The organism is Pragia fontium (assembly GCF_900638655.1).
Taxonomy (GTDB): Bacteria; Pseudomonadota; Gammaproteobacteria; order Enterobacterales; family Enterobacteriaceae; genus Pragia; species Pragia fontium.
In genome coordinates this window covers 382,805-400,724 of record NZ_LR134531.1, presented here as the reverse complement: position 1 = coordinate 400,724, position 17,920 = coordinate 382,805, and the positions used below count along the sequence as shown (strand labels likewise).

The following is a 17,920-nucleotide window of genomic DNA, read 5'->3' as shown; positions in this document are numbered from 1 at the left end:
GCAAAATCGATATATTACGTACCCAACAAAGCCATTAAGTACATTAAAGTATAGAACGTATTAATTGTACACAATCATAAGTCTATACACTAATGGCATCTGTAACTCTTTCCAGCCCTTGCTGCAGTTGTTCGCTATCCAACCAATTTACTTCTGACCAACTACGCAACCAAGTCATTTGACGCTTAGAAAGCTGACGAGTTGCGCAAATTCCCCGATAAACCATTTCACTATGGTCTATCTCTCCCTGCAGGTACATCCACATTTGCCGATAACCCACGCAACGAATTGACGGCAAATCCGTATGTAAATCACCACGAGCCATCAAAGCCTTAACTTCATCTTCAAAACCCGCAGCTATCATTTGATGAAAACGCGCTTCAATCCGTTGATGTAGCAACTCACGAGAAGAAGGCGCTATCGCAAACTGATGTACACGATATGGTAACGCTTCACCAGCTATTTGTGTTAGTTCTGTTAAAGTTTTACCTGAAATGTAAAAAACTTCCAGTGCTCTGCTCAATCGTTGTGGATCATTTTGATGAATTCTGGCCGCCGCAACGGGATCTATCTGCAATAATTGTTGATGCAACGCTCCCCACCCTAATCGCGCAGCGTCTTGCTCAATGCGCTCACGCACCGCAGGATCGGCAGAAGGTAGCGGAGACAAGCCTTCTAATAACGCCTTAAAGTAAAGCATGGTTCCACCAACTAAAAGAGGAATACGTCCGGCAGCAACAATGTCAGCCATCTCTTTTAAAGCATCATGACGAAATTCAGCGGCAGAGTACGCCTCCAACGGATCCCGTATATCAATTAACCGATGCGGCGTTGCCAATAATTCTTCCGCCGTCGGTTTAGCCGTACCAATATCCATACCTCGATATATCAAGGCGGAGTCAACACTCACCACCTCAACGGGTAAATGTTGGTACAGCTCTGCTGCCAATGCCGTTTTGCCGGACGCCGTTGGCCCCATTAAAAAAATCGCGGTCGGTAATTTATTCATGTGTTAATGCGGCCTGTGCCGGCTGTAAATCAATAAGTTGCAACATATCTGACGGTGGATTCATAATCAAGTTAGGGCACAACCGTTCAAGGTCTGCCAACAACTGAATGGCCTGAGCCTGAGTCCACTGAGAATTCTCGCTAGCTAACCGTCCGGCCAGCCAACCCGCGATCATCGCGCTATCCATCACGTCATTCTCACCCAAATATCTCAGCAGAGCCGGTAGCAACTGCTGCAGATTTTGCTGACGTAACGGTAAGGGCACCCCGTGAACCTGAATTCGGTTGCGATCGACGGAAATATTAATGCCAAAATGACTCAACAAATCTTTATGGTTAGCCATTCCCTTTTTCTCTTTCTCCCCCAGCGTTAACACCAGCGGAATCAGTAAAGGTTGAGGCTTAAGCGGTTCTGCAACCGGTAACAGCTGAACCTGACGCAAGTAGTGCTCCGCTATCGGTAAAGCCAGCAGCATTAGCGAAGCTCCCCTTTCCAGAATGGCATAGCTTGCCTGCCAGATAGACAATACCCGCCCCAAACTCTGCGCCGCTGACTTATCCAGTAATGAGGCTGGGGCCGGTGAAACAGATGCTGGACGATGAGGAAAAATAGCCGCTTTAACCGGCGCATCTCCCTCTGACGGCGATACTGTCTTTTCTGGAAAAAGCGTCGGTTTGCTGGATGTTACATGCGCTGACGAAGACGCCTCTTCGGTTGGTATATCCGTTTCCAGCAAGCGGCGATATACATCGTTCTCTCGGGCAATCAAGGTAGGAGAACGTGATGCAGGAGGTGCATACGCTTCGGCACCACGACTTCCCATGCCCGGTTTTTTATCGGTTACGTTATGAGTTTCACTGCGGGCTGGCTGGTTATAACGGTTTTCACCTGCTGCCGGGCGATTTTCAGGACGCCAGCTCGACTCTATTGCCGTATCTGAGGATGTTTTTTCATCCAGCGGCAACGCAGGGGCACCAGCCTGCTGTAATACTGTCACCACCGCCTGATAAATAAAATCGTGAACCAGTCGAGATTGATGAAACCTGACCTCATGTTTGGCCGGATGCACATTAACATCCACCTGATGAGGGTCTACTTCCAGATACAGTACATAGGCTGGCGTCTGATCTTCCGCCAACTGAGTCTGATAAGCCTGACGAATGGCATGATTAAGCAGGCGATCGCGCATCATACGTCCATTCACATAGCAATACTGCATATCGGTCAACGTGCGTGCTCCAACCGGATCGGCAACCCAACCTTCAATTTTAAGATCGCCGTGCTGCCAAGAAATGGATAACGCATGCTGTAAAAATGCGGTGCCGCAGATACTACCCAACCGGCGTTCACGCGGTTCATTTTCTTTAATCGCTCGATATTGGCGCACCAATTTACCGTTATGTTGCAAATTAATGCTGACATCAAAGCGAGCAAGAGCAATACGGCGGATAATTTCGTCAATATGGGCGAATTCGGTTTTCTCAGTGCGTAAAAATTTACGGCGAGCCGGAGTATTGTAAAACAGATCCAGCACTTCCAGCGTAGTACCCACTGGATGAGCGGCAGGTTTAATGCTAACGTCCATATCCCGGCCTTCAGCATACGCCTGCCAGGCTTCATTTTGCTGCGCCGTGCGCGAAGTTAACGTCAGACGAGAGACCGAGCTAATACTGGCTAACGCCTCACCACGGAAACCAAGGCTAATAATCGCCTCTAGATCGTCAAGCGTTGCTATTTTGCTGGTAGCATGACGGGCCAATGCCAGAGAAAGTTCATCTTTATTGATACCGCAGCCATTGTCGCGAATACGGATTAACTTGGCTCCGCCTTTTTCGATATCAATATCAATACGAGTTGCGCCTGCATCCAGACTATTCTCCACCAGCTCCTTTACCACGGATGCTGGCCGTTCGACCACTTCTCCGGCGGCAATTTGGTTGGCTAGCTGTGGTGGCAATACCTGAATCGGCATGAAAACTCCTGGTATAATCCCATACCTATGAACGGGAAATCGTCAAAACCTGTCCTAAACGAACTTCATCTGACGACATATTATTCTGCTGTTTCAGTTCAGCGATACTCATTCCGTACTTACGGCTAATATTCGATAGCGTATCACCCCGAACAACTTTATGTTTTACCTTAGCTAAAGCTGCATTTTTACCGGAGTTGGCTCTCTTATTACTCACAGAGGCAGTGACTTGATTAGTTATGGGGGCTGTTGCTGGTACTTTCAAGCGTTGCCCGACCCAAACTCCCTCTTTTTTCAGCGAATTTAAGTCACCCAATGCTTTGGTCGTTGAACCATAGCTTACCGCGATATGCGATAAAGTCTCACCGCGTTTCACCACATGAATCTGCGTTTTCCCCTGAGAGGTCGAAGCAACGGCTGATGTTGCCTGAGTTTTTTGTTGCTGGGGAGTAGAAATCGCGCTGGTTTTCTTTGCTGGCGTAACTGAATCTAACGGGTGAGCCATAAAGTAGCTACGAATGCCCTTGTAGATAGCCTGAGCCAGTTTATTCTGGAAATCGGCACTACCCAGTAAACGTTCTTCCCCGGTATTCGAGATAAAGCCAGTCTCTACCAGCAATGACGGAATATCCGGTGAACGTAATACACCCAAACTGGCATGCTCAGGATTGCGTTTATGCAAAGAACCAATACGCCTCATTTCCGACAATACTTTCACCGCCACGTCATATCCCACACGCTGCGAGTGGCCAAACTGCAAATCCAATACTGCCTGACTTAAGTAAGGATTAGCTTCACTATTGGCTAACACGTCACCCGCGCCACCAAGCAGTTCTGATTGCTTTTCATGCTGCTCCAGCCAGCGCCCCATTTCCGTATTGGCACGGCGGTTCGACAATACCCAAACTGAAGCCCCGGTGGCGCTACGGTTAGGTGCTGCATCGGCATGAATAGACACTAACAGATGAGCATTTTTATTACGCGCCACATCTGAACGCCCCATGACAGAAATAAAATAATCGCCATCGCGGGTCAGTACCGCTTTAAAATCCGGATCGTTATCAAATAGCGCTTTTAGTTTACGCGCCACTGCCAGAGTCACCGTTTTCTCCTGCAACCCGTTTAACCCAACAGCACCAGAGTCTTTACCGCCATGACCGGCATCAATCGCGATAACCACCCGCTCACTGCGGCTGTTTTTATTGCGTACTGGGCGTTGCTCCGTTTTCACCACCACATCATCCTGCGACACTGCCTCGCGGCCGGAGAATGGGTTATTACCTGAAGCTGGAGGGGTTTTAGGCTGATTGCGCGCAGGCGTTACTTTATTAGTATTCGTTTTGGTATTGGCAGCTTGCTCTGACTTAATCGTAAACACCACCCGATGCTGGTTTCCCTGTTTACCAGAACTAGCTTTCACCGTCGCACTCTGTTTCAGTTCAAAAATCAGTTGAATACTGTTGGCATCACGCGGAGCGCCAGAAGTAATTCGGTTAACGATATTCTGCCCGCTAAATTTAAGCGGTAGCCCTTGAACCGCCCGCCCACTTTGCCGAACATCAATAACGACCCGAGCCGGGTTTTTCTGACTGGAATAGGCATAGACTGGCTGGCTGTCAAATGCCAGCGTAACCTTAGCTTCCGTTGCACTATTATTTACCTGAATATCAATCAGTGATGCTGCTCCGGCGTTACCCACCATCGCTAGCCACACCAGAGATAATAACCAAATTCCGATTTTTTTCATGGTCCTACTTTCCCTGTAGCCAAGTATGAGGAGCGTTATTCAAACGAGTGAGCATCAGTTCTCCCTGAACCGTACCGGCAGATAACTCCACGCGCCGCCCATCACCGTCATAACTAAACTGCAATTCCAGATCCGCAGCAGGGAACATACCTTCGCCACGCTGTGGCCACTCCACCAGACACAGGCTATCCGGCTGAAAATAGTCACGGATTCCCATAAACTCAAGCTCTTCCGGATCCGCTAAGCGATAAAGGTCAAAATGATAGACGGTAAATTTTTCCAATGCATAGGGCTCAACCAACGTATAAGTTGGACTTTTAACGTTTCCGGTATGGCCTAAAGCACGTAAAAAACCGCGGCTGAACGTTGTTTTTCCTGCGCCAAGATCGCCCAAAAGATAAAGCACACAGGCTTTATCACAGGTTGTCGCTAACGCTGATCCAAATGCGACAGTAGCAGCTTCATCAGCTAATGTTAAAACCAATTGTTTCATGTCTTCCCGAACGTTCTTTAATTAATCAAGGATTGACCAGCTTTGGAATTTCCGACAGCAAATCTGTCGCCATCATTCCCCGTTCACCCTGACGTTGTGCCACAAGATCACCGGCGGCACCGTGGACAACACATCCGGCACAAGCCGCATCAAACGGGGTTATTCTTTGACCAGCAAGGCTGGCAATAATACCGGATAGCACATCGCCCATGCCGCCAGATGCCATTCCGGCATTGCCTACATCGGCAATAGCTATTTGGCCACTATCATCAGCAATAACAGTTCCGGCACCTTTTAGCACCACAACGCCACCATAGCGGCTGGCTAGCTCTTTTGCTGAATGTAAGCGGTCACTTTCAATTTGTTCTATATTACACTGCAATAATCTTGCCGCTTCACCGGGATGAGGCGTAATGATACGATTTTGCCGCTTATCCGGGACGATTGCCAGCAGGTTAAGCGCATCTGCATCCCAAAGCATTATTTTTTCGCTCTCGGCCACCAGCTTTATGGCATCCTTAGCCCAATCAGACAGACCTAAACCGGGTCCAATAGCAATCATATCGGCCCAAGCAATGCCTTGTGCTAAACTTTCTCGATCTAATGCCTGAACCATCAACTCCGGTCTGGCGGCCAAAATAGGGCCGATATGTTCATAGCGAGTAAGTACTCGCACTAAACCAGAACCCGTGCGCAGAGCCGCTTCTCCGGTCATGCGTATTGCGCCACCGGTGCCAATATCACCACCAATCACTAACAGCTTTCCATGCTCTCCTTTATGAGAGCTGGAACGACGAGGTTTAATCCACTGATTCAAGCTCGCTACAGTAAGACGTTGAATCGGTGTTTTTTGTTCCGCTAGCCAACGAGATAATCCCAAAGCATTATAGTATAGCTCGCCAATAACATCCCTTGCCTGCCCGGTCAGTAAACCCGGCTTTAACGCCACAAATGTCAGCGTTTGCGCGGCATTAATCACTTCACCGCAGGCAATACCGGTATTCGCATCCAAACCAGAAGGAATATCCAGCGCCACAATTGGCGCACCATGGTGGTTAGCCATCTTAATCAGATCGCTATAAGGCTGTTTTGGTGCAGACTGAATACCGGTTCCCAGCAGACCATCAACGATCAAATCACAATTTTCTGGCCAACGGACGTCATGCGAAAGCACGGTGCCATAGTTATTGATCCAATTCTCTCTGGCCTGACGAGCCTCTGCTGGTAACGTATTTTCATCACCACAACCGATAATAGTGACTTCTATTCCATATTGCCGAGCATAGCGTGCGATCACATAGCCATCACCGCCGTTATTGCCATGACCACATAAAATCAGCCAACGTCGGGCATCCGGATACTGTTTTCTACAGAGTAAAAATGCCGCTTCGCCAGCCCTCTCCATCAATTGATATAGGGAAACGCCTAAATGACGTGCACCAATCTTCTCATTTTCACGCACCCAGTCGGCACTAAATACAGAATGTGGTAAACTTAAAGCGTTATGATTCTGCTGATGGTCTGCCATGTCACTCCCTCTCGATTTCAATCAATTAGCCCAACATATCAAGCAATGGGGGCAAGCATTAGGTTTTCAGCAGGTCGGTATCTGTGATACGGACCTGACGTCGGAAGAACCTAAACTACAAGCGTGGCTTGATAACCAATACCATGGCGATATGTCGTGGATGGCGCGCTATGGCATGCTGCGAGCCCGACCTCACGAGCTTCAACCCGGCACATTACGGGTGATCAGCGTTCGCATGAACCATCTCCCGCCCGATGCTGCATTCGCCAGAACCTTGGGTAATCCTCAGTTAGGCTATATTAGTCGTTATGCTCTGGGTCGAGATTATCATAAGGTATTACGCCAACGATTAAAAAAACTGGGTGAAAAAATTCAGTCTCACTGTCATCAATTAAGCTTCCGTCCGTTCGTTGATTCAGCACCGATTATGGAGCGGCCTCTGGCAGCGAAAGCGGGTCTTGGTTGGACAGGTAAACACTCACTCACCATTAACCGCGAAGCCGGTTCCTGGTTTTTTCTTGGCGAGTTGCTGGTTGATATTCCTCTCCCGGTAGACACGCCCGTTGAAGAAGGCTGTGGACGCTGCGTGGCTTGTATGACTATCTGTCCAACCAATGCCATTGTTGAACCCTATGTGGTGGATGCCCGTCGCTGTATCTCCTACCTGACCATTGAGCTGGAAGGGGCGATTCCCGAAGAGCTTCGTCCACTTATGGGTAACCGAATATACGGATGTGATGACTGCCAGATGACCTGCCCATGGAATCGGCTGGCCCCCCTGACAGAAGAAAGCGATTTTCACCCGCGTCAGTATCTGTATCAGCCCCCGCTTCTGGAACTCTATGCTTGGAATGAGGCGGAGTTTCTTGCTAAAACCGAAGGCTCGCCTATTCGTAGAATTGGTCATTTTCGCTGGCTAAGAAATATTAGTGTTGCTTTGGGTAACGCGCCTTATCAGCCCGAAATCATGAGCGCACTTCAACAGCGTAAAGGTATTAATATTGTACTGGATGAACATATTGACTGGGCCATTGCCCGTCAATTAGAAAGGAGACAACAGCAGGAAATAACCGTTCAGCAACCGAAGCTACAGAGGCTGATTCGCTCGATAGAAAAAGGACTCACCAGAGATGCCTGAAATGTCTCAGAAATAGGAACTGAACGAATAATATACATAATATAATTAACTGTGCATAAAAAATTCAAAAGGTCTTACTAATCAACCCTAAAAAAAACATCAAGGGTTAGATGCGACATAATTAAAATTAAAAAACCCTTTAATTTCAAATTATAATAATTCGATATTTTTAGAGCGAAACGTATTTTGGTTATACACCGCCATAGCAATCTTGTGGATAACTCTGTTGACAGTAATGATCAGGATCAAATTACAGCAGGTCGAATTAACGCCCTCTGTTAAAAACATTAAGTATTGGACAGGATGAATGAAAACTCAAGTTGGAGTGAATAAATAATAAACAATTATGCTTCCATTGTATGAACAACCTCATCATCGCGTGATGTTTGCCTGACTCTCGTCAAACACCGACTCTATTAAGACCAGTTTTTCCGGCAGTTCCGCCAGTAATTTATCAACGGCCACTCTGACTTTTAATGGCAGACGCTGGGTATAAGGCCATACCACACTAATCGGAAAGTTAACCCCAGAGGTGTTCTTCATAACCTGCTTGAGTTTGCCCTGAGCAATTTGTTCACGAACCAGCCAGTAAGGAAGCCAGGCAATTCCAGCGCCTCGCATTGCGGCATCAGCCACAGCCTGCATATCGTCCATCATAATTTTTGCTTTGGGTCTTATCTCCTGCAAAATGCCGGCTTCATCAATAAACTGCCATTTCTGCAATATACCCGAGTGGATATAAGCCACCGCATGATGCTCGCTCAAGTCATCTTTGGTATTGGGTTCACCATGGCATCTCAGGTAATCAGCAGAAGCGCAAAAAACCATGGTGTGCTCCCCCAGTTGACGGGCAATCAATGAACTTCGTTCAGGTAAGGCGCCAATACGAATAGCAAAATCAAAACCGTCCTCGATCAAATCAACCGCCCGATCGTTAAAAGAGATTTCGAGCTGTAGATTTGGATGAGACTGCACCAATTCAGTTAATAACGGAGCAATACATAAATGACCGAACAATACCGGTACTGATACTCTCAAACAACCACTGACCTGAATCTTTCCTTCATTAAGAATGTCCTGAGCCCGTTGAATTTCATTTAACGCACGATGGCAGTGTTCATAAAATAACTGCCCTTCATCAGTCAAACTTTGCTTACGCGTCGTCCGCTGAAACAGCGTTACGCCTATTTTACTTTCCAAACGCGCAATGGTTTTACTGACCGCAGAGCGGGTTAAATGGAGTTTCTCTGCGGCACCGGCAAAACTTCCAGAATTGGCAACGGCAATAAACATTGAAATACCACGGAGGTCTGAACTATCCACATTGGTGCCCTTAAGTAAACAATCTAAGGAATAATTATAAATAATGGTGCCAAATCATCAATGGTAGAATCATTTTCATTTTGAAAATCACACTGACACACGCTTGCCCCAACTTACCGGCTGATCTCACTCCGAATTCAACAGCGTGTTTTATCAAGGTACCTACTATGTCAAAAATTCTTGTCCTTAAATCCAGCATCATGAGAGAGCAATCTCATACCTCCGGTCTGATTGATGCTTTTCTTTCCGACCGAAAATCCAAAGGATATGATGATGAAATCATTCAGCATGATTTAACCACGATGGATCTACCGGTATTAGATAGCGAATTATTCAGCGCCCTGCGTGGGGGGAAAAATCCTAGTGAGCGAGCCCGTCATGTGGTGGCACTGTCAGATCGACTGATCGCCGAACTAAAATCAAGCGATCTGCTGGTTATCGGCGCACCAATGTACAACCTGAGTATTCCAACCCAGCTGAAAAACTGGCTTGATTTGGTTGTTCGTGCTGGTCTCACATTCAAATACACTGAAACATATCCGGCAGGACTGGTAGAGAATGTTCGTGCTGTAGTTATTAGTTCCCGTGGCGGCGTTCACCTCAACCAGCCAACTGATACTGTAACCCCTCATATGCAAAGCGTGTTGGGGCTTATCGGTATCAATGATGTGCAGTTTATCTACGCAGAAGGGTTGGATATCCGACCTCATGGATTGGAAGCTGGACTAGCTGATGCCAGAAACCAGATCGTAGAGCTCATTTAAGGTAAGCTCTGACCCATTGATTTATTTGGAGCTCTTGTACCAACGGATTATTTTGTATAGTTTTCCTCTCGTCATGTATTCGGATAATGTATAAATGAGATCCGTAAGTTAAAGAAGAAGCTACCGCGCTCCTGATGTTGAATATTGGGCTCCTTGAACAATTCTCGTTAATTGAAAAACTCAGGACGCGGTTTCCGGTTGCTGTTATCTGCCTGATTTTGCTAAGCTAGCCATGTATTGGTATTTGATTATGTATTATAAAGACAAAGAAATAGTGAGGATCACTTCAGGTGCGTCTTAAAGCATCATTAATAATATAGCCATTTAGGTATCTCGAAATAAACCCAAATAAAAAAGCTCCATTCTTCTCTAAGATAAATTAGCCCAAAGAAGATTGAAGCCTTATTAAGTCAACACTCTCTCCTAACTTAATGTCCGAGGAAAATGCATCTATTCAAAAGATAGCAGGTAAACTAAAACTGTTCATTATCTGCATGAACATGGACTCAAGCCTGTGTTGAACAAGATAAAAATCGATTCATGGCAGAGATTAGCGCAATCAGCGGTGCTACTGCTATATTACTACTTATCCCAACACCATAAAATGTGTCGCCAGCGATCTTAATTGACAAATAAGCAATCGCTTCTGCCTGACTGGATTGAGTTAACGCACTTTCAGTATAATCAACGACTGACAGACTGATATTAAAGCGAGCTTCCAGCGCTTTAATCGCAGAATCTAAAACACCATTTCCTGAGCCTTGAACAACAATATCTTCTGAGTTATAGCATAGCGCAATTGCAATTGTTGTGGCCGCATCATTAATATCTAAAGCATTAATATTAATGAAACGCAATGGACCATCTTCTTTAATAAATTGATCAGAAAAAGCCTGATAAATAGACTCCTTATTAACTTCTTTATTTTCCTCATCAGCAATCTTTTGCACCGTCTGCTGCAACGTAATCAACATTCCTCTTGGTAAACGGATGCCAAAATGGTGTTCTAACAAATAGGCAATCCCACCCTTACCCGACTGCCCGTTAATTCTAATAACTTCTTCATAGCTTCGACCAATATCATTAGGATCAATCGGCAAATAAGGTACATCCCAATAATTCTTATTAGACTGCAATACAAGAGATTTCTTTATTGCATCCTGATGTGAACCCGAGAAAGCAGTAAACACAAGGCTCCCTGCATAAGGGTGGCGCGGTGGCACCCTTAACTGATTACAGTCTTCAACACAATTGACAATGTCAGGCAAGTTGGAGAGCTCCAGCGTTGAATCTATCCCCTGAACTGTACAATTTAACGCTAAATTAATCAGATCAACATTACCGGTTCTTTCACCATTACCAAATAAGGTTCCTTCGACTCTATCCGCACCGGCTAGTATACCTAACTCAGCCGACGCAATAGCAGTTCCCCTGTCGTTATGAGGATGAATACTTAAGCAAATTTTATCCCGATAGGCTAAATGAGCTGACATCCACTCAATCTGATCAGCATAAATATTGGGGGTACTGAGCTCTACCGTTGACGGTAAATTAATAATCAAACCATTACCTGTGGCATTGATCCATTTTTCACTAACAGCATTACAAATCGTTAGAGCAAAATCGAGTTCAGTACCGGTAAAACTCTCTGGAGAGTATTCTAACTGCCAATCAGTTTCAGGATGAGACTTAATCTCCTCGACAATCCACGCCACGCCAGACAATGCAAGTTCAACAATTTGCTCACGACTTTTACAAAAAACCTGCTCACGTTGCTGTTTTGAGGTTGAATTATAAAGGTGGATCACCACTTTTGATGCACCAACAAGAGCACTAATTGTTTTGGCAATCAATTCTTCACGAGCTGGGACCAACACTTGAATAAGCACATCGTCCGGAATCAATTGATTATCAATTAAATGACGAATAAAAGCATAATCTGTTTCAGACGCAGAGGGAAAACCCACCTCAATTTCCTTAAACCCGATGCCAAGTAGACAGTGATAAAGCTTTAGCTTTCTTTCAAGATCCATAGGATCAGCTAAAGCCTGATTTCCATCACGGAGATCAACGCTACATAGCCTTGGCATGGTAGTAATACGTTTCTCTGGCCATTGCCTAGTTTGTTGAGTTACAGGGATTATTGGATAAGACTTGTATTTTCTAAAATCAATTGGCATAGTTCCCTCTCGTGTTCGCTTTTTGAACAATTGCACAGTAAAGCATCAATATAACATAATCTGTCTTGAAAATAATATCGAAAAACCAGGGGGGGGGAGATAGGTCAAATATCCGGTTGTCAAAGCTCAATTAGTCACGTAAATAGATATCCCTTGAATAGACCTTATCGATAACATCTGATAAATCTGGTGATACTCTATTAGTCATAATAATATCGGCACGTTGTTTAAATTCAGCCACATCACGGATGAGTTCTACTTCAATAAATCTATCACTCTCTAATAGTGGCTCATAGACAATAACACGAATATTTTTTGCTATAAGGTGCTTTATTATGCTAATTGTTGAAGATTCTCTAAAATTATCGGATTGACTCTCCATTGTTAAACGGTAAATCCCCACTACTTCCGGTTTACGTTTAGCTATCGAATTACTGATAAAATTCTTTCGGATGGTATTAGCATCAACGATAGCATTAATTATTGAATTGGGAATATCATGATAGCAACTTCTTAGCTGCCTTATATCTTTAGGTAGGCAATATCCCCCATAACCAAATGAAGGATTGTTATAATGATTACCGATTCTGGGATCAAGACACATGCCATCAATAATATCCTTGCTATTCAACTCATTAATTTCAGAAAAAGTATCGACTTCATTAAAAAAAGCGATCCTCATGGCCAAATATGAATTAGATAAAAGTTTAATAGCTTCTTCCTCTGTCGATTCTGTAAGAATTACTTTAATTTCTTTTTTTATTGCACCCTGTTGAAGTAATTCAGCGAAATGTCTGGCCCTATCACTTCTCTCACCTACAACAATACGAGATGGATGCAAATTATCATACAAAGCTCGACCTTCACGTAAAAAACTCAGGAGAGAAGATAATATTATTAGTCTGATGGGATGAGCTAATCCTTTTTGTATAGTCAATCGGCACCGTTGATTTAATAATAATGATAGTATCGGGATTAATAAGTAATACATCGCGAATTACAGCATCCACCGTTTTAGTATTAAAGCTATTACATTGTGTATCATAATCAGTTGGTGTCGCGAAAATAACGTAGTCTGCATTCTGATAGGCCATTTCTTTATTTAACGTCGCCATCAAAGCTTATTTGTCTTTGCTAAATAAGCTTTGACGCCTTCGTCATCAATGGGTGATATTTTTTGATTTAATAATGCTACCTTCTGCACAGATATATCCAATACCACAACTTCATTATACTGTGACAATAACAGAGCATTAGATAGTCCAACATACCCCATTCCCACAATTGTTATTTTCATATAGATACCACACTAATAGAGTATCTTATTACCATAGATTTCTTGGCAGTCTTTTCGGTCGAATGAATCTAAAGGCCAATTATTCTTTGCTAGTTCTATCCATTGTGGCGTTAATAATAGCGATTTACCCACCATAGCAATATCAGCATAATTAAGAATACGATTAGCTGTATCTTGGTTATGTATCCCTCCGGCGGCAAAGAGATATCTAGACCAGTATTTTCTTACTAATGAAGCAAAGTGGAGCGTATAGCCAATCGGATCGTCTAGCATTTCAGGACAGCTTAATGAAATAATGTCAATGTCTGATTTTGCCAAAATAGCCATAGCTTGTGCGAGCTGGGACTCTTTGTTAAATAGCTTATCTGCCGCTGATGCAGAATTTTGATATGACAATCGAATAGAAAGTAAGACTTTCCCCTCTGTCGCAACTCTTAGTGCACAAAATAGGTCTGTCACGATTTTGAACCGATTCGCAATATTTCCGCCATAACAATCCTGACGATTATTAATAGACTCGGCAATAAATTGATTCAGTAAATAGCCATGAGCACAGTTAATTTCTATCCCGGCAAACCCCGCTTTAACCGCCTGTTTGGCCGAGCACACGAAACTCTCAATTAACTGATTAATTTCCTGCTGCATCATCGCCTTTGGTCTAACATAAGGCCGTTTAGTCATACGATCTAACCCACAATGGGGAATATCACCGGAGGAAATGCAAGATCCTTCGTTCCAAGCCCGCCTATCATTAGCTAAACGTCCTGAATGATTTAACTGTATGATAGGCACCGCCCCATAACGTCTAATTTGTTGATTAATGCTACGCCACTCCTGAACGTGCTTGTCACTATAAAATAGTGATTGCCCCATTAACGACGAAGGGGCTGTTGTTTTTATTGCTAATGCTTCAGTGGTAATAATAGCGCAACCAGACTCTGCTCTGTTCACCAAAAGCTCGCGGCAACGAGCAGGAAACGTATCATCTAGAGCCGCCAACCGGCTCATTGGAGCGAAGCCAATTCTATTATTCAAATTGAACTGACCAATTCTAATTGGAGAAAAGAGTGTATTCATGATCAAGAATCCAAAACTTGTGGTAATTGTCCCGATTTTACCTTACCTGACTGAATATCTTTTTCATTTATCTGAATCATTTCCTCAACGGCCGACAGCCAATCATCTGTAATATGATGCTTTTTAGCTTCATTCACGATTTGTCTCATCGGATTTAAATGAGCTTCGGATAAGCCACGTAAGGCCAGAATATGGTTGTACGTGATATCTAATGGAAACGACTTGGGAACGCCAGCCCCGATGGATTTAAAGTTTAAGATAGTACGAATACATTTTTCACACCGACAGCAATTATGCCGTATATCATTTCCCTGCCAGCAAACGCGTAAATTATCAATACCATTTTGCCAGTCTTTAACCATTGCTACTTTTTCCCCCCTAGTGTACTCAGCCGCATCGTGCTCAACATGAAATAAATCGGACGATAATAAGGGATCGGTAATAGGATTTGATCCCCAAGGCAGCAATAAACTGTTATAAGGCTCCGAACTAGCGATTAAACCATAACTGTGATTTTTAGAAAAAAACATCATACTGGCCACCATACCAGTAGCAAATGCATCTTCCCAATGTTTAAGATCCTTATGCCATAACTCTCTAAAATTGGTTTTCAAAGGAAAAAGCGTGACATGAACTTCGGCCAAAATAGGAATACTGCGTCGAAAGATCGCATCATAAACATCGCCACTATCTAAAGGAATATCAAAACCATGCACCATAACAGCGCTAGTAAGGGTTTGTTGAGATTTACCGCCCATGTGTTGAAATGTTGTAAAAGTACTATCCAATCCCCCAGAAAAGGTTTGTATGGCGTCGCCTTTTACATTAAAAACACCTTCCTCAATTTTTTTTGCACTAATGCTTACTTTACGATAACGATCAGGTCGCCAGCAAAGCCAAGCTGCTTGAAAACGTTCGATATTTCGTATTAACGTATCACTTATCGTTCCATCGATATAAATATCCAACCCTTCACGCATTGCATAAAATAATGTGGCAATAAGAAACGTGTCAGCACGTTCGCTGATTTCATTTTTATATTTTATATTTGTCGTAAAATATAATCGATCAATTGAATCGTCCGGATTAATAATATCTGCACCAACGGTAATATTATTATCCGTTATCGAAGTACCGAAATTGTTGATGATTAAATTCTTCATGCTTGACTCCAATTAATAATTATAAGTCGCAATATTCTTCAGGTAACCAATGCTCATCTTTACCTGCCCATTTAACAGTACAGCCTTTAGGTTCAGTTATAGGGGCTGATATAACTTCACCCAAAGTTAATGAATTCAGTGCATCCTCTAATTCATGAGTTGTAGCCAGTGATTCATCACGAGGGAAATCATCTAACCGACCTCGATAAACTAGTTGTCGACTCTCATTAAAAACAAAAAAATGTGGAGTTCTTATCGCTCCATAAGCTTGTACAACTTCTTGCTTTTTATCGTAAAGATAAGGAAATTTCATACCCCAAGCATCTGCAAAACTAGACATATAGTGAAAAGCATCACTGCTATAATGACTATCATCATTTGAGTTAATAGCAACAAATGAAATCTGCTCATATTTATTGGCTAGTTTTACTATACGCGTCATTGTTCCTTTAACCATCGGACAATGATTACAAATAAATGCAATTACAATATTTGGCGCAGTAAAATCTCGTAATGAATAAACAATTCCATTTGCGCCTGCAAGCGTAAAGTTAGGGGCTTGTTGTCCAATGTCCAGTGTAAATCCCATGTTATAACTCCTTATAACTGATTAATTCAATAATGTTATTTTCCAGATCGCGCATATAAATAAACTCGATAATGTTATGTACAGTTTTAATTCTTACTGGGAATTTCGTGACTAAAGTGAATTTTAGCTTTTGCTGTTCAAGAGCCTCAATAACAGAATTAATATCATCAACTTCAAAAGCAAGATGACGAATTCCACTAGTATTTACCCGTTTTTCGTCAACAGTATCATGATGATCATCAAACTGGGTTAACTCTAAAGTGAACGCTAATGATGAACTATATAAATGAATAGTCCGAGCTGTCATTCCGGGCAAACCAATACCGGTTTGAAACTCATAACTATCTAGAGTAATATCTTTGATCACATCTGCATTCAGTAATATCTGATAAAACAAACTAAGATAGTCAATATCCTTAGTAATAATAGCCGTATGTAAATGACGTTTAAGCAACCCCATTATTGGTACTCTCACTATTTGATTTAGCAAACATTGACGGTAATATTTCATTGAACTTATTAATATTGACTTGTTCTATGAAATTATTCATGGCGTTTTTCGCATCTCCATTTAACACATAATTATTAATCATTAGTTTATAAACCAAATTTAGATCAATATTATGTATTTCTTCCTGAAGTCTATCCTCCTGTTTTCTTGACTTATCAATGATATTTAATAAGCGCTCACTAGTGTAGATCAAATCATTAATCGTAGAAAGACGGTCTTTACGATGATTAATTAAAGCATCAATAGCGAAAGAAAACATATTATACATATTATCATCTCGCTCTATGCATAAATACTTTTTAACAATTCTGTTACCCCTTAATAATACAACGCTAGCTTTAATATCATTTAACTCCTCACAAATTGGTGAGTAAATCGAATGAATGGTGTAATCATTACTACAAAATATATCAAGTGTTCTTGTTATCTCAGAATGTTGCAAATTAGAATAATGAATTGCCACTTTATTTTTACCAAAATAATCAATAACAACACCAAGTCCGTGAGAATTAATACACTCATCATTTTTAACCATATCTTCAGCCATAGAGTAAATAGTCCTACCACTTTGACCAAAAATATCATCAGCAATATATAATTGATGAGGGATCTCAATTTCAAAAGCTGTTGGGGCATGCTCTCTTGTAAACGCCCTGCCTGAAAAAGATTCCTGTACTCTATTCTTAGAAAAATTTGTTAACAACATTTCAGGTAAAATCTCAAACTCTTGGAGCAGCTCTTTAATCTTATATTGTACAAATGAATATAAATAATTCCTCACCATAAAAACATCAGCATTTTTAATAAGTGAAACTATTTCACTATTTATTCCCTCCCGAATAAGAATCGGTTTTTCAATAATTATTTTCTTAAATCCTAATTTTAAAGCATGGCAGAACTCATCAAATAAAATTGCTGATGGTAAGCACAGATCAATAATGTCATTTTCTCTGTCGTAAATGTGATTATCATGGATTAAGGCCTCTAAGGTTGGCCATATTTTCAATCGTTGTTTTTTTTCCTCACATAACTTTAATAAATCTTTACCAGGAGTCATTCCAGGATCAACAAAAAGAAATTCTACATCTGGCAACGTTTGACTGTCTATCATCTTCAAGTACGAATTGAG

General features: G+C 42.6%; 14 protein-coding genes and 1 pseudogene. 2 read left to right on the top strand and 13 right to left on the bottom strand.

All coding sequences use genetic code 11. The annotated features are described in order from the left end of the window. Positions 1-82: 82 nt before the first annotated feature. Genes miaA through nnr form a run of 5 tightly spaced genes read right to left on the bottom strand, consistent with a single transcriptional unit; the run spans position 83 to position 6,749 of the window. Positions 83-1,009 carry a tRNA (adenosine(37)-N6)-dimethylallyltransferase MiaA gene (miaA, locus tag EL341_RS01695; protein ID WP_047779770.1) on the bottom strand — a complete coding sequence of 309 codons (927 nt, stop codon included), beginning with the start codon at positions 1,007-1,009 and terminating at the stop codon, positions 83-85. Further along, positions 1,002-2,981 (bottom strand): DNA mismatch repair endonuclease MutL, encoded by a 1,980-nt coding sequence (mutL, locus tag EL341_RS01690; RefSeq protein ID WP_126466844.1) that lies wholly within the window; start codon positions 2,979-2,981, stop codon positions 1,002-1,004. Before mutL ends, miaA begins: the two co-directional genes overlap by 8 nt. A gap of 25 nt (positions 2,982-3,006) precedes the next feature. Then, positions 3,007-4,728: an N-acetylmuramoyl-L-alanine amidase AmiB gene (amiB, locus tag EL341_RS01685; protein ID WP_114986119.1), complete on the bottom strand. Its 1,722-nt coding sequence runs from the start codon at positions 4,726-4,728 to the stop codon at positions 3,007-3,009. A gap of 4 nt (positions 4,729-4,732) precedes the next feature. Next, entirely contained in the window at positions 4,733-5,221 is a 489-nt protein-coding gene (gene tsaE, locus EL341_RS01680; protein ID WP_047779767.1) for a tRNA (adenosine(37)-N6)-threonylcarbamoyltransferase complex ATPase subunit type 1 TsaE, read from the bottom strand. 25 nt (positions 5,222-5,246) lie between these two features. Then, on the bottom strand, positions 5,247-6,749 hold the full coding sequence (nnr, locus tag EL341_RS01675) for a bifunctional ADP-dependent NAD(P)H-hydrate dehydratase/NAD(P)H-hydrate epimerase (RefSeq protein ID WP_114986118.1): 1,503 nt from the start codon (positions 6,747-6,749) through the stop codon (positions 5,247-5,249). On the opposite strand from nnr, the gene queG reads away from it, so the two are divergent. Beyond that, positions 6,748-7,887 (top strand): tRNA epoxyqueuosine(34) reductase QueG, encoded by a 1,140-nt coding sequence (gene queG / locus EL341_RS01670; protein ID WP_126466842.1) that lies wholly within the window; start codon positions 6,748-6,750, stop codon positions 7,885-7,887. The genes nnr and queG overlap by 2 nt on opposite strands. A 372-nt stretch (positions 7,888-8,259) precedes the next feature. Here queG and EL341_RS01665 read toward each other — a convergent pair whose 3' ends face one another. Continuing rightward, positions 8,260-9,180, bottom strand: coding sequence for a LysR family transcriptional regulator (locus EL341_RS01665; RefSeq protein WP_126468226.1), 921 nt, complete (start codon positions 9,178-9,180; stop codon positions 8,260-8,262). Between the two features lie 197 nt (positions 9,181-9,377). Here EL341_RS01665 and EL341_RS01660 point away from each other — a divergent pair, with 197 nt between their 5' ends. Continuing rightward, positions 9,378-9,974 carry an FMN-dependent NADH-azoreductase gene (locus tag EL341_RS01660; RefSeq protein ID WP_074820545.1) on the top strand — a complete coding sequence of 199 codons (597 nt, stop codon included), beginning with the start codon at positions 9,378-9,380 and terminating at the stop codon, positions 9,972-9,974. A 506-nt stretch (positions 9,975-10,480) separates the two neighbouring features. Here EL341_RS01660 and EL341_RS01655 read toward each other — a convergent pair. From EL341_RS01655 to EL341_RS01625, 7 genes and pseudogenes are all read right to left on the bottom strand, one after another. Continuing rightward, a complete protein-coding gene (locus EL341_RS01655; protein ID WP_074820548.1) occupies positions 10,481-12,154 on the bottom strand; it encodes a 2-isopropylmalate synthase in 1,674 nt (557 codons plus the stop codon). Between the two features lie 130 nt (positions 12,155-12,284). Next, a pseudogene (locus tag EL341_RS01650) lies at positions 12,285-13,451 on the bottom strand (nucleotide sugar dehydrogenase). Between the two features lie 12 nt (positions 13,452-13,463). Further along, a complete protein-coding gene (locus EL341_RS01645) occupies positions 13,464-14,528 on the bottom strand; it encodes an oxidoreductase (RefSeq protein ID WP_074820552.1) in 1,065 nt (354 codons plus the stop codon). Between the two features lie 2 nt (positions 14,529-14,530). Beyond that, positions 14,531-15,691 carry a hypothetical protein gene (locus EL341_RS01640; protein ID WP_074820554.1) on the bottom strand — a complete coding sequence of 387 codons (1,161 nt, stop codon included), beginning with the start codon at positions 15,689-15,691 and terminating at the stop codon, positions 14,531-14,533. A 19-nt stretch (positions 15,692-15,710) separates the two neighbouring features. Continuing rightward, positions 15,711-16,280 (bottom strand): thioredoxin family protein, encoded by a 570-nt coding sequence (locus EL341_RS01635; protein ID WP_074820556.1) that lies wholly within the window; start codon positions 16,278-16,280, stop codon positions 15,711-15,713. 1 nt (position 16,281) lies between these two features. Beyond that, positions 16,282-16,740 (bottom strand): VOC family protein, encoded by a 459-nt coding sequence (locus EL341_RS01630; RefSeq protein ID WP_074820558.1) that lies wholly within the window; start codon positions 16,738-16,740, stop codon positions 16,282-16,284. Further along, positions 16,727-17,902, bottom strand: coding sequence for a hypothetical protein (locus EL341_RS01625; RefSeq protein WP_126466840.1), 1,176 nt, complete (start codon positions 17,900-17,902; stop codon positions 16,727-16,729). The genes EL341_RS01630 and EL341_RS01625 overlap by 14 nt, the downstream gene beginning before the upstream one ends. Positions 17,903-17,920 lie beyond the last annotated feature (18 nt).

What these genes read in the sequence shown, in the direction of transcription:
- tsaE (WP_047779767.1), bottom strand. Translation starts at nt 5,221, where the DNA reads ATGAAACAATTGGTTTTAACATTAGCTGATGAAGCTGCTACTGTCGCA.
- nnr (WP_114986118.1), bottom strand. Translation starts at nt 6,749, where the DNA reads ATGGCAGACCATCAGCAGAATCATAACGCTTTAAGTTTACCACATTCT.
- EL341_RS01660 (WP_074820545.1), top strand. Translation starts at nt 9,378, where the DNA reads ATGTCAAAAATTCTTGTCCTTAAATCCAGCATCATGAGAGAGCAATCT.
- amiB (WP_114986119.1), bottom strand. Translation starts at nt 4,728, where the DNA reads ATGAAAAAAATCGGAATTTGGTTATTATCTCTGGTGTGGCTAGCGATG.
- EL341_RS01655 (WP_074820548.1), bottom strand. Translation starts at nt 12,154, where the DNA reads ATGCCAATTGATTTTAGAAAATACAAGTCTTATCCAATAATCCCTGTA.
- miaA (WP_047779770.1), bottom strand. Translation starts at nt 1,009, where the DNA reads ATGAATAAATTACCGACCGCGATTTTTTTAATGGGGCCAACGGCGTCC.
- EL341_RS01665 (WP_126468226.1), bottom strand. Translation starts at nt 9,180, where the DNA reads ATGTTTATTGCCGTTGCCAATTCTGGAAGTTTTGCCGGTGCCGCAGAG.
- queG (WP_126466842.1), top strand. Translation starts at nt 6,748, where the DNA reads ATGTCACTCCCTCTCGATTTCAATCAATTAGCCCAACATATCAAGCAA.
- mutL (WP_126466844.1), bottom strand. Translation starts at nt 2,981, where the DNA reads ATGCCGATTCAGGTATTGCCACCACAGCTAGCCAACCAAATTGCCGCC.
- EL341_RS01635 (WP_074820556.1), bottom strand. Translation starts at nt 16,280, where the DNA reads ATGGGATTTACACTGGACATTGGACAACAAGCCCCTAACTTTACGCTT.
- EL341_RS01645 (WP_074820552.1), bottom strand. Translation starts at nt 14,528, where the DNA reads ATGAATACACTCTTTTCTCCAATTAGAATTGGTCAGTTCAATTTGAAT.
- EL341_RS01630 (WP_074820558.1), bottom strand. Translation starts at nt 16,740, where the DNA reads ATGGGGTTGCTTAAACGTCATTTACATACGGCTATTATTACTAAGGAT.
- EL341_RS01625 (WP_126466840.1), bottom strand. Translation starts at nt 17,902, where the DNA reads ATGATAGACAGTCAAACGTTGCCAGATGTAGAATTTCTTTTTGTTGAT.
- EL341_RS01640 (WP_074820554.1), bottom strand. Translation starts at nt 15,691, where the DNA reads ATGAAGAATTTAATCATCAACAATTTCGGTACTTCGATAACGGATAAT.